Annotated in this window: 8 protein-coding genes; 2 read left to right on the forward strand and 6 right to left on the reverse strand. The window is 72.3% G+C overall.

What is annotated here, in order from left to right:
- Window positions 1-90 precede the first annotated feature (90 nt).
- The 4 genes from AB0K15_RS47390 to AB0K15_RS47405 all read right to left on the reverse strand — a co-directional run bounded on the left by AB0K15_RS47390 (window position 91) and on the right by AB0K15_RS47405 (window position 4,500).
- Window positions 91-879: an IclR family transcriptional regulator gene (locus AB0K15_RS47390; protein ID WP_364067693.1), complete on the reverse strand. Its 789-nt coding sequence runs from the start codon at window positions 877-879 to the stop codon at window positions 91-93.
- Between the two features lie 284 nt (window positions 880-1,163).
- Window positions 1,164-2,132 carry a CoA transferase gene (locus tag AB0K15_RS47395; RefSeq protein WP_364067695.1) on the reverse strand — a complete coding sequence of 323 codons (969 nt, stop codon included), beginning with the start codon at window positions 2,130-2,132 and terminating at the stop codon, window positions 1,164-1,166.
- Window positions 2,129-3,148, reverse strand: a complete 1,020-nt coding sequence (locus AB0K15_RS47400) for an alcohol dehydrogenase catalytic domain-containing protein (RefSeq protein WP_364067697.1) — start codon at window positions 3,146-3,148, stop codon at window positions 2,129-2,131. Before AB0K15_RS47400 ends, AB0K15_RS47395 begins: the two co-directional genes overlap by 4 nt.
- The gene (locus AB0K15_RS47405) at window positions 3,148-4,500 is read right to left on the reverse strand and encodes an MFS transporter (RefSeq protein WP_364067699.1); all 1,353 of its coding nucleotides are present in this window, start codon (window positions 4,498-4,500) and stop codon (window positions 3,148-3,150) included. Before AB0K15_RS47405 ends, AB0K15_RS47400 begins: the two co-directional genes overlap by 1 nt.
- A gap of 316 nt (window positions 4,501-4,816) precedes the next feature.
- Between AB0K15_RS47405 and AB0K15_RS47410 the strand changes: the two genes are divergently transcribed.
- A complete protein-coding gene (locus AB0K15_RS47410) occupies window positions 4,817-5,095 on the forward strand; it encodes a DUF1490 family protein (protein WP_364067701.1) in 279 nt (92 codons plus the stop codon).
- A 5-nt stretch (window positions 5,096-5,100) separates the two neighbouring features.
- Window positions 5,101-7,278, forward strand: coding sequence for a cation-translocating P-type ATPase (locus AB0K15_RS47415; protein ID WP_364067703.1), 2,178 nt, complete (start codon window positions 5,101-5,103; stop codon window positions 7,276-7,278).
- 80 nt (window positions 7,279-7,358) lie between these two features.
- Here the strand turns inward: AB0K15_RS47415 and AB0K15_RS47420 are convergent, their stop codons facing one another.
- Complete coding sequence (locus AB0K15_RS47420; protein ID WP_364067705.1) at window positions 7,359-7,829, reverse strand: hypothetical protein; 471 nt, start codon at window positions 7,827-7,829, stop codon at window positions 7,359-7,361.
- A 226-nt stretch (window positions 7,830-8,055) separates the two neighbouring features.
- On the reverse strand, window positions 8,056-12,621 hold a 4,566-nt coding region (locus AB0K15_RS47425; protein WP_364067707.1), incomplete at its 5' end, for a DUF6531 domain-containing protein.

Raw genomic sequence — 12,621 nt, forward strand, 5'->3', positions numbered from 1 at the left:
GTTGCACACCTACAATCACCACCGCGGCCACACCGCACTCGGCGGCAAACCACCCGCCACCCGCGTCCCCAACCTCACAGGACAGAACACCTAGGCCCGGCGACCGCGGCGTGAGAGGTCCGCACCACTGCGGCCCAGGTCGGCCTCGATCGCGGAGGCGGCCTCGAAAGCCTTGTCCAGCAAGAGTTTCTCGTGCGTCTCGTCGATCTGCGCCAGCGGCACGGAGATGTGGATGGCGGCGGTGAGCTCGCCGTACGCGTCGCGGATCGGGAACCCGTAGCCGACGACGCCGGGGATGGCTTCTTCGCGGCTCACGGAGTAGCCGGCGCGCCGGATCGTCTCCAGCTCGCGCTCGAGGTCGGCGTCTTCGGTGAGCGTGTGGTCGGTCAGCCGCGGCCGCGGTTCGCCCATCAGCCGCCGGTGCAGCGGCGGGTGGAACGCGGCGAACAGCTTGCCGACGGCCGTGGCATGCAGGAAGAGCGACTGGCCGAGCCGGATGTCGACCGCGATCGGGCGCGTGCCGGGGAAGCGGTCGATGTAGGACACGCGCGTGCCCAGGCGCACCGCGAGGTAGACGTCCTCGCCGGTCGCGCGCGTGAGCTCCTGCAGGGGACGGCGGGCGACGTCGCGCACCTCCAGGCCGTCGACGATGCGGATGCCCAGGCGCACCGCGCGGGAGCCGAGCGAGTAGCGCAGGTCGTCGGAGACCACGATGACGTCGGTGGCGGCCATGCGCTGCAGCAGGTTGTGGGCGCTGCTCGCCGGCATGCCGAGCCGTTTCACGATCTCGGTGAGCGTCATGCCCTCCGGGTGCCCGACGAGCAGCTCGAGCGTGTCGAACACCCGCGAGAACCGCTCCGCCCCTCCGTCGGCTGCCACGCACCCCTGCCTCTCGTCGCTGGTCATCCGCCAAAAAGCCTAGCCGATCCGCGGCCGTGCCCGGTGGCGAGACGGCCGGGACGATCAGTGCCGGCGGGTCCCGCCGACGAGGAAATCCGCGTCGTCCAGCGCCGGCGTCAGGGCCGGCATCGCGCCGAGGCAGCTGTACTGGCGCAGGCCCATGACCGGGCCGGTCGCGGTGTGGCAGTCTGGTCGTGTCGGTCGAGGGCGTGGCGCGTGGCTTCGCCGTAGGTGGTGAGGCCATCCCGGCCACGAGGGGCATCTCAGGACTCCCGCGGGGCGATCAGGCTGAGCGGCAACGGGGTGTGGCGCGCGGCCGGGCTGTCGTCGCGGCCCCGGGCCCGGAGCTGGGCGACCGTGCCGGGGTCACCCGTGGCGTCGGTGGGGCCGAGCGGCAGGTCGTGCTCGTGGGCCAAGGCGAGGAGCTCCGCGACGGTGTAGCGCGCGAACGCCGTCTCCAGCCGGGCGCGGATCTGCGCCGCGTGGCCGCGCCGCTCGGCGTAGGTGGCCAGGGCGGGGTCGTCGGGCCAGCCCAGCGCCGTGCACAGGCGGCGCCACATGTGGTCTTCGAGCAGCGCGAGGGCGACGGACCCGTCCTTGGCCGGGACGACGCCGTAGGTCGCCTCCGGCTCGGTCACGGCGAGGGGCTTGACCGAGTTCCAGGCGGTGGCGACGTCGAGCATCGCCAGGTCGAGGAAGGTGCCGCCGCCCGCGTGCCACGCCGCGGTGATCGCGAGCGCCGCCGTGGTGGCGGTGCCGAGGTCGACCCACGGCACGCCGATGCGGTCGGATTGTCCGGTGTCGCCGAGGATGCCGGCCATGGCCTGCAGCGACAAGTCGTGCGTGGGGTGGCCCGCCAGCGGCCCGCTCTGGCCCAGTCCGCTCATCGAGCAGTAGACGACGTCCGGGCGCACCTCGCGCACGGCCTTCTCGTCGCAGCCGAGGCGCGCGGTGACGCCGGGGCGGAAGCCCTCGACGAACACCGCGCACCCGGCCGCCAGCTCCAGCAGCCGTTCGCGGCCCGCGGGGGACTTCAAGTCGAGGAAAACGCCGCGCTTGCCGGCGTTCACGCGTTCGAACATCGGCGGGTCGAAGCGGCGGGCCGGGTCGCCGGCGGGCGGCTCGACCTTGAGGACGTCGGCACCCAGCGACGCGAGCAGGAACGTCGCGTACGGCCCGGGCAGTTGCTGGCTCAGGTCGAGCACCGTCATGCCGTGCAGCGGGCCGGTCACGGCCGGACCACCGCCCGGCCGACGAGCGCGCCGGAGTCGACGGCGGCGTGGGCGGCCGCGATGTCGCCGAGGGGCCAGACGCGCGGCGGCACCGGGGTGACCTTGCCGCCGGCGACGAGGTCGACGACGTCGAGCAGCTCCCGGCGGTTCGCGTGGGCCGAGCCGGCGATCTCGAGCTCCTTGAGGATCATGAGTCCCAAGTGGACTTCGACGGCGCCGGGGTCGGTGTTGCCGACCGCGGCCAGCCTGCCGCGCGGCGCCAGGGCTTTCAGCGACAGCCCGAACGTGGGGGTGCCGGTGGTCTCGATCGCGACGTCGACCCCGCGCGGCCGGCCGAGGTCCGCGGCGGCCGCGCGTACGGCCGGTGCGCCTTCCGCGACGGTGACCACGGCCTGGGCGCCGGAGTCGAGCAGCGCTGGTTTTCTGCTGTCGCTGCTCGTCACGGCGATCACGGTGGCGCCGAGTGCGGCCGCGATCCGTACCGTGTGGACCCCGACGCCGCCGCTCGCGCCGGTCACGAGCACGAGGTCGCCTGCCGCGGCTCGGGTGCGGCGCAGCGCGTGGAGGCCGGTGCCGAGCGCGCAGGAGAGGATCGCGCCTGAGGCGTCGTCGACGGTATCGGGGAGGGCGACCGCGTTGAGCGGCCCGGCGAGGACGTATTCGGCGTAACCGCCGGGCAGGTCCTCGCCGTAGAAACCCGGGCCGCCGCGGCAGGTGTTGGTGTGCCCGGCCACGCATTCGGCGCACGTACCGCACGGGAACCGCTGCACGAGCGCGACCCGGCGGCCGACCCACGAGGCGTCGCCCGCGGGACCGACGGCCTCGACGCGCCCGGCGATCTCGTGCCCGAGGACCTGGCCGGGTCCGGCGGCCAGTAAACCCTTGCGCGCCAGCACGTCGTGGCCGCAGATCCCGCACGCGGCCACCCGCACGAGCAGCTGGTCGGCCGTGGGTTGGGGAACCGGGCGGTCGTGCAGTTCGAAGCGGTCCGGCGCCGTCAGCACCGCGGCTCGCATCACGGCACCACGACCTCGGTCACCTTGCCCGCGATCGTCGGGGCGGGGCCGGACTTGGTTGCGTCGACGTCGAGTGTGAGGTCGCGCCCCGCCGTCTCCGGCAGCCAGAACAGCAGGACCAGCCCGCAGATCAGCGCGACGCCGACCAGCAGGATGCCCGGCGCGTAGCTCAGCCCGGTCGACACCACCAGCGCCGCGGCGACCAGCGGCGCGAAGCCCGAGGGCGCGCCGACGCCGAGGTTGAAGCCGAGCGCCCCGCTGGTGAGCCGCGTCGAGGCCGGGAACATCTCGATGAGCACCAGCGAGGTGTTGGCGTTGATCGGCGCCTGGAAGAGCGCGAACACGATCAGCGCGACGATCACCACCGGCGTCGACCCGGTCCCGAGCGCCATGAACACCGGGATGCCGAACACGACGTGGCCGAGGCAGCCGAACAGCAGCGTGCGGCGCCGGCCCAGCCGGTCGGACAGCCGGCCCGCGAGCGGACACAGTCCACAGTAGACGGCGAGCCCGATCGAGGTCAGCACGGTCGCCCGGGTGTCGCCGATGTGCGCGGTCGCGGTCAGGTAGTTCACGACGTAGGTGCCGAGGAAGTACAGGCCCACCCCGCAGATCCAGGAGAACCCGAAGGTCACGAAGATCGCCTTCGCCTGGTCGCGGCGCAGCGCGTCCTTCAGCCGGGCGCGCGGCGCGTCGCTCTTCGCGAGTTCTTCGAAGACCGGCGTGTCCTCCAGCCGCTGGCGCACGTAGAGGCCGACGGCGGCCAGCGGCGCGGCGACGAAGAACGGCACGCGCCAGCCCCAGCTGTCGAGCGCGGCGGCGCTGAGGGAGAGCTGGAAGGCGAGCGACAGCAGGGCACCGAAGATGAGCCCGAGCGCCGCCGCCATGGACGGGAAGCTGCCCGGGATCCCGCGCCGATCCGCCGGCGCCGTCTCGATCAGGTAGGCCGAGCTGGCTCCCCACTCCCCGCCGACGGCGAGCCCTTGCAGGCAGCGCAGGAACACCAGCAGGACCGGCGCCGCGATCCCGATCGCCGCGTACGACGGCAGCACCCCGATCAACGTCGTGGCGACGCCCATCAGCGCCACACTCGCCGACAACGACACCTTCCGCCCGGCCCGGTCCCCGATGAGCCCGAACACGACCCCGCCCAGCGGCCGCACCGCGAACGCCACCCCGAACACCGCCAGGGACTTGAGCAGCCCCACCGCGCTCGACCCGCCGGGGAAGAACTCGTGCGCGATGGCCACGGCGAGGAACCCGTACACACCGAAGTCGAAGTACTCCAGGAAGTTCCCGATGATGCACGCGACGGCGACCCGCCGTCTGCCCATCGCCGTGGTGGACCTCATCGTCGTCGCCATTGACCCCGAGTCCCTTCGATTCGAAATACCGAAAGATCTTTCTTAAACTCGAATGAAGCGACGGTACTTCGTTGCGAGCTTCGCCACAAGGCTCAGGCGGTGGCGAGCGCTGCCCTTTGCCGACGCCTCTGCCGCTCTTGCGAGAACGCACCCCACCATCCCGACAACGAAAACCGTTGTCGGCTACGATGTGTCGACAGGACAGTGATCATCGGCGGGGTTAGGCTCGCGCCTTTCTCGTCGCCGACGCGGTGCCGTCACAGGTCGGCCGGGTGGCGACGGGCCGGATGGCTGAGGAGGCTTGGTGGTGCTGAGCGGTTTCGCCGCGAAAGCGGTCGGTGTGGTGGTGACCGGCGTTGCCGGGGCGGCGGTGTACGACGGCGCGAAGAAGGTCGCCCGGTCGGGTGCGTTCCGATCGGCGACCGTCGCGGTGACGGCTTGGGGCCTCAAGGGTGCGCGTGCGGCCGAGACCGGCGCGGAGAAGGTCCGGCTGGCGACGGCCGATGTCGTCAGCGAGGCGCGCGAACGGATCGGCGAGCAGGCGCCCGTGGCCGGTTCGGCCGGACACGGACACGAACACTGACCGCCGTGCCGGACACAACGCTGAACGTCGTCTCGGACGCGGCCGGCCGGGTCCGCTTCGTCGCGGGCGCCCTGCGGGGCAGCCGGGCGCGCGCGGTGGCGGTCGAGGACGCGGTCGACCACGTTTTCGGCGTGCGGCAGGTGCACGCCTATCCGAAAACCGGCAGCGTGGTCGTCTGGTACGACCACCGGCGGTGCGACCACGGCGAGCTGGTGGCGGCGGTCGAAGCCGCGCTGCGCACGGACGCGGCGGCGCCGGTCACGCGGGCGCCGCGCTCCGCGGACGTGCGCACCGGCGACATGCTGCGGATGGTCGCCGGTGGGGTGGCGCTGGTGCTGCTCGGCGTGCGGCGCTACGGCCTGCGCAGACCGCCGATGCTCGGCCCGGCGAGCCGCACCGTCGCGACCGGGGTCACGATCTTCACCGGGTACCCGTTCCTGCGGGGCGCGCTGCGGTCGTTGTCCGGCGGGCGGGGTGCCGGCACCGACGCACTGGTGTCGGCGGCGACCGTGGCGAGTCTGGTGCTGCGGGAGAACGTCGTCGCGCTCACCGTGTTGTGGTTGCTGAACATCGGCGAGTACCTGCAGGACCTGACGTTGCGGCGCAGCAGGCGGGCGATCTCGGAGCTGCTCACCGGCACGCAGACGCGGACGTGGGTGCGCACGCCGGACGGTGTCGAGATCGAAACGGACATCGCCGATCTGGTGGTCGGGGACGAGGTCGTGGTCCACGAGCACGTGGTGCTGCCCGTGGACGGCGTGGTCGTCGAGGGCGAGGGCATCGTCGACCAGGCGGCCGTCACCGGTGAGCAGCTGCCGGTCACGGTCGCGCCGGGCACCTCACTGCCCGCGGGCTCGGTGCTGTTGCGCGGCCGGATCGTCGTGCGGGCCGCGGCGGTGGGCCCCGACACCGCGATCGGCCGGATCATCACGCGCGTCGAGCAGGCTCAGGAGGACCGCGCGCCGATCCAGACGGTCGGCGACACGTTCTCCCGCCGGTTCGTGCCCGCGTCGTTCGCCTTGTCCCTGCTCACTTTGCTGGTGACCCGCGATGTCCGGCGGGCGATGACGATGCTGCTGGTCGCGTGCCCGTGCGCGGTGGGGCTGGCCACCCCGACGGCGATCAGCGCGGCGATCGGCAACGGCGCCCGCCGCGGCATCCTGATCAAGGGTGGCGCGCACCTCGAGGCGGCCGGTCGCGTCGATGCCATCGTGTTCGACAAGACCGGCACGCTGACGTTGGGCCGGCCCGTGGTGACGAACGTGATCTCGTTCGACGAGGCGTGGTCGCCCGAGCAGGTCCTGGCCTACGCCGCGAGCTCGGAAATCCATTCACGGCACCCGCTCGCGCAGGCGGTCATCCGATCGACCGAAGAGCGGCGGATCGAGATCCCGCCGCACGAAGAGTGCGCGGTGCTGCTCGGCCAGGGCATGCGGGTCCGCACCGACGGGCGCACGATGCTCATCGGCAACGTCGACCTGCTGCGCCGGCAGGACATCGCGATCTCCGCCGACGCCGAACGCTGGGTGCGCAAGCTCCAGCAGGCCGCGGAGACGCCGTTGCTGCTGGCGGTCGACGGCACGCTGACGGGGCTGGTGTCCCTGCGCGACACGGTGCGTCCGGAGTCGCGTGAGGTGCTGGCCGCGCTGCGGGCCGACGGTGTCCGCCGGATCGTGCTGCTGACCGGGGACCACCCGGTCACCGCCAAGGCGGTGGCCGACGAGCTGGACATCGAGGAGTTCCGGGCCCAGGCGCTGCCCGAGGACAAGCAGGACGTCGTCCGGCAGCTGCAGGCCGAGGGCCACACGGTCGCGGTCGTCGGCGACGGCACCAACGACGCGCCCGCGCTCGCGTTGGCCGACATCGGCATCGCGATGGGAGTCGGCGGCACCGATGTCGCCGTGGAGACCGCCGACGTCGCGCTCGCGACCGATGATCTGCGGGCGTTGCTCGACCTTCGTGATCTCGGCCGCCGCGCGATCACGCTGGTCCGGCAGAACTACGGGATGTCCATCGCCGTCAACGCGGTGGGACTCGGGGTGTCCGCCGTGGGCGCGTTGTCACCGGTGGCCGCGGCGATCTTGCACAACGCTTCGTCGGTCGCCGTCGTGGGCAACAGCTCGCGCCTGATCCGCTACCGCCTCGCCGCGAACACTGCTCAGCGCCGGAAGAACGCGGGGTAGACCCGGCGGCACACCAGGAGCACGACCAGGCCGAGCACCAGCGAACCCGCGCCGATCACGAAGGTGCCGCCGACCTCGACTCAGGTGAACGGCAGCGGCCAGGTCGTGCCGCTCGACGACGGGTCCCAGGCGTGGACGAGGCTCCACATCCCCGCGGCGAGCAGCACGACCCCGCCGATGGCGGGGAAAACGGTGCGCAGCCACAGATCCGCGGCGCTCGCGCGCCATCCGGCGCGGTGGGCCCACGCGGAAGTCAGGCCGGTGAGTCCGTAGTAGAACGCGATCATCACCCCGCCCGCCGACACCGCGTCGCCGATGACGAGCCCGCGGCCGAGGAAGTTCAGGGCGATGTACACCACCGCCCCGACGACGCCGACCGCGATCGTGCCGACGTGCGGGATGCGGAAGCGCGGGTGCACGCGGGCCAGTGCCCGGGGGAGCGCGCCCTGGTCGGCCATCGGCAGCACGGTGCGGCTCAGCGTGAGCACGGTCGTCTCCGTCGACGCGGCCGCCGACGTCAGCACCATCAGGATCAGCGGGTGCCACAGCACCGAACCGATCCCGCCGGCGCCGAGCGTCTGGTGCGCCGAACCGCGCGAGATCTCCCTGTTCCACGTGCTGTTCTACCTCGCCTCGGCGGCCGGCTACGAGCAGCTGATGGAAATTCGCGGCTGCGCGCCGGACGCCCACTTCACCGAAGGAGCCGTGCTCGGACCGGGTCGTGCGGCCCGGTCCGAGCAGGTGCTCAGTAGGTCACCCGTGCGGTTTCCGCGCCGGTCATCCGTCGACCTCCATGGCGTCCGGGTCGGCGGCCCAGCCCGGTTCGCGGCCGGCGCGCTGCTGGCTGACCATCTGCTGCATGCGTTCCTGCTGCTGCCGGATCCGGTCCTTGATCGCCTGGTCGGACATGTCGACCTTGGGGTCGTCCTTGACGTAGTCGGCCGCTTCCTTGAGCTGCTCGTCGGTCGGCGGCTTGACGCGGTGGCCCATCTCCTTTTCGTGGAGGAACATCGGCATGTCCTCTTTGGACACGTTGGCGCCGTCGCGCACGACGTCGCGCGCCGTGTGCATCTCGATGACGTCGTCGTGCGAGACCGGCGGGGTGTGGGTGGTGCCGCCCGGGATGCCGATCCCACCGGTGCCGTCGCTGTACTCGATCGACTTGCCCTCCATCTTGTCCACCATGTGGTGGTAGGAGTCGTCGGCGACCTTGCCCTGGACCGTGCCCGCGGTCGGCCGGAAGCTGTCCCGCTCGGGAGCGGGCTCCATCGCGTGGGTGCGTTTCGGCTCGTTCGGCGTCTCGATGTCGTTCTTGTAGTGCGGGTTGGGCTCCCAGGCGTTGATCTTCTTCGGCTCGTCCGGGGTCTTGTCCTTGCTGACGAAGTCGGGGTTGTCCACCATCGTGGGCTTCGTGTGCTGGTGAGCGTAGGTGAGCTGGTTGAGCTGGACACCGTCGCTCGGCCGGCCTTCCCGCAGGGTGTTGCCGAGGGACTCGCGGTAGGTGTCGGCGTTGAACCCCGAGCCGTCCTTCTCGCCGCGCACGCCGGTGCCGATGTTGTCGCGGTGCGCCTGCGCCGACTCCTGGTAGGCGGGCGCGTCGTCCTCCATGCGCCTGGCGTCCTTGATGTTGGCGGCCTCGTCCGGGGTCTTCGGCCCGCGATCGCCGGCCTTGACGCCGTCGCGGATCTGGGTCTCGTGCGCGTTCGCCCGCTGGAACTCGTCGCCGCCGATGGCCTTGTATCCGATCGGGTGTTCGGACTCGTGCGTCTTGCCGCTGACGAGCTTGTTGGGGTCCTTCCAGGTCGAGTCGTTCTTGATCTCGTTCTGGTACTTCTCCCAGGTGCGGGCCTGCTCGTGTTTCGTGGTGCCGTAGGTGCCGTCGGACTTGGCCGGGTTGCCGTCCGGCTTGGTCTTCACCTTCGGCGCCTTCTTGCTCGGCCCGGGGGTGTTGCCGGTCAGCTGCTGCTTGGCCTTGCTCACCTTGGACTTCGACGGGCCGGTGGCCGCTGCCTGCTGCTTCTTCTTCGCGGCGCACGGGGTGACGGTCGGAGCGAGGCCGAGCGGGTCGGCCAGCGCGGTCGGGTTGAGGACGTAGGCCTGCGAGTCCGGGCCGGGGTCGAGGCCCAGCGGGTCGTGCGACAGGTAACGGCCGACCTCGGGGTCGTAGTAGCGGTTGAGGTTGTAGTGCAGCCCGGTTTCGGTGTCGTGGTACTGGCCGGGGAACCGCAACGGTGTGGTGGTGCGGCCCGGTCCGTCGAGGACCTTGCCCCAGAGCGTGGCCTGGCGGTGCCACGCGACCTCACCGGATTCCTCCAGCAGTTCGCTCGGCGTGCCGACGAGGTCGGTGACGATGGTGTGGAACCGCTCGTCCGGCGTGCCGAGGACGCGTTCGGTCTGGGTCAGGGCGCGGCCGGTGCCCGGTTCCCACTCCCACACGGTGGCGACCTGAGGCTGACCCGGTCCGGTGCGCACCTGCTCGGCGAGGGTGTCCCCGTCCCAGGCGAACTGCACCTGCTCGGCCACCCGGCCGTCCGGCGTGAGGCGCTGCTTGGCGACCCGGCGGCCCAGCGCGTCGTAGCGGTAGCGCCAGTGTTCGCCCTGCGGCGTGAGCACCGAGGTCAGGCGGCTCTCGGCATTCCACCGGAACTGCCACTGCGGGCCCGCCGGCGCGGCACCGCGCAGGGTGGTGCGGCCTTCGGGGTCGTGGGCGTAGCGGACCGCGCCCGCGGCGGTGAGCAGGGTGCCGCGGTACTCGCGCGGCCCGGCCGTCGGCGCGCCCGGCGTCTGCGCCTGGTCGATGACACCGGTCTGGTGATAGGCGTAGTTCTCCTGCCAGCCGCGGCCCACGACGGCCCGGACGCGGCCCGAGCGGTCCACCTCCAGTGTGCGGGGACCGGTGATCGCGTCGGTCACCGAAGCCAGGTAACCGTCGGCGAGGTAGCCGTACTCGCGGTGCTGGGTCGTGCGATTGCCGGCGACGACCGTCTGGGCCACCAGCCGGTCGCCCGGGGCCCAGCTCTGGCGCAGTTCCGCGGCACCGAAGCGGCGGACCCGCTCGTGGCCGGCGAGGTCGTGCTCGAAGCGCAGCGAGCGGTTGCCGACGTGCAGCGCGGCGAGCGTGCCGGCCGGCCCGTACTCGAAGCGCGACGCCGCGCCCGAAGGCGTGTGGCGCACGCGGCGCCGGCCGAGCTCGTCGTACTCCGAGCGCACCACGCGCCCGTCCACGGTCTCGGCGACCACGCGGCCCAGCGCGTCGTAGGCGAAGGTGACCTCGGCGTCGGCGTTGCGCGCGGAGACCATGCGGCCGGCCTCGTCGTAGGCGAAGGTCGCGACGTCTTCGCCGGTGACGCGGCGGACCACCTGGCCCATCACGTCGCGCTCCAGCGTCGTGGTCTCCCCGGCGCCGTTGGTGCGGCCGATCAGCTGCCCGGCGGCGTCGTAGCGATAGTGCAGGGTGCGGCCGTTGAAGTCGGTCTCGCCGGTGAGGTTCCCGGCGGGGTCGTAGCGGTAGTGCCAGACCAGGCCTTGCTCGTTGGTCACCGACACCAGGCGCAGCTCGGTGTCGTACGCGTAGGCGAGCCGCTCGCCGTCCGGGCCGGTTTCGGCCACCGGCAGGTCGAACTGCGCGTACTCGGTGCGCGTGGTGTTGCCGCGCGCGTCGGTGCTCTCGTCGGTGTTCCCGAGGGCGGAGTCCTTCCACCGCCACGTCGCGCCGTCCGGCTCGATCCGTTCGGCGAGCTGGTCGCCCGCCGCCCAGGCGAGCCGGGTGAGGCCGCCCAGCTCGTCGGTCATCGACGTGGTGCGGCCGAGCAGGTCGTAGGTGTAGCGGGTGACGGCGCCGTCCTCGTCCTCGACGGTCAGCGGACGGCCCGCCGCGTCGGACTGGATCCGGGTGGTGCCACCGCGCGCGTCGGTGACCACGGCGACGTTGCCGCGCTCGTCGTAGGCGTAGGAGGTCCGGGCGCCGAGCGGGTCGACGACACCGGTGACCTTGCCGCGCGCGTCGTACTCGTAGCGCCACGTCGCGCCGTCCGGGCCGATCGCGGCGACCGGGCGGCCCTGCTCGTTGTACTCGGTCAGCGACCGCGTCCCGTCCGGCGCGGTGATCGCGACGACCCGGCCGGCCTCGTCCCGCTCGTAGCGGACCTGGCGGCCGAGCGGATCGGTCCGGGTGAGCAGCCGGCCGTGCTCGTCGTAGCCGAGGCTGGTGGTGTGGCCCAGCGCGTCGGTCTCGGCGATCACCCGCAGCCGGTCGTCGAGGTGGAACCGGCGCACCGCGCCGAGCGAGTCGGTGACGCTCGTGACGAGGTTCTCGCGGTCGTAGTCGATCGTGCAGTCGAGGTACCCGTCGGTGCCGCGGGCCTGCACGACCCGGCCTGCCGCGTCGAAGCCGTAGCCGTACCAGCGGCCGTTGACGTCTTCCCAGCGCACGATGCGGCCGTCGGCGTCGTAGGTGAAGCGGGTGGGTGTGCCGGCGGCGTCGACGACCTCGGCGAGCCGGCCGCGCGCGTCGTAGGAGTAGCTCGCGACGATCGTGCCGTCGGCGGTCCGCAGTGCGGTGATCCGGCCGCCCGCGCTGTCGAACAGCACCCGGGCGCCGGAGGAGTGGACCAGCTCCGCCGGCACCCCGTTCGAGCCGGGCACCACGTCGATGCGGTTGCCGTCGCCGTCGAAGATCGTCCGCAGCGGGAACACGCCGTCGGCGGACTCCTCGAAGAACAGCGTGTGCTGCTGCTCCGGGTCCTCGACCAGGTAGCCGTCCTCGACGCGCCGCAGCGGCCGTGCCGGGCCCGCGACCGGCAGCACCGGGGAGCTCACCGGCACGGGGTAGCTCTGGAGGCTGCCGTCGGCGAGCGCGACGTGCAGGCCGTCGTCCTCGACCTCGAGCCGCTGGTCCACAGTGGACGCCCACGACGGGCCGAAGCAGCGGCCCGCGCGGTAGGACGAGATGTGGGTGCGCGACACCTCAAGCGGCAACGCGCCCGGGATCTCCAGGTCCGTCTGCGTCAGCAGCATCCACCCGGTGGCCACGTCGATCGGGTCACCGCACACCGACCGGTCCGGCGGCGGGGTGCCGTTCTCGTCCGGGTTCGCGTTGCTGTCCTTGACGCTCTTGCCGCCGCTGGAACCTCCGGAACCACCGGAGCTCGAGGTGACCGTCTTGTCGTCCCCCAGCCCCTTCGCGGTCTGCGCCGGAGGCGGTTCGGGATCGGTGTTGAGCGGGGGCGGGTCGCTCTTCGCCGGCGGCGGGGTGCCGCCACCGCCGGTGGAGCCGCCACCGCCGGCGCTGGAGGTGTGGGTGGTGTCGTCGCCGCTCTTGGATCCCGGCGGTGGGGTGTAGTC

It is taken from the genome of Amycolatopsis sp. NPDC049253, assembly GCF_040678995.1.
Classification (GTDB): Bacteria; Actinomycetota; Actinomycetes; order Mycobacteriales; family Pseudonocardiaceae; genus Amycolatopsis.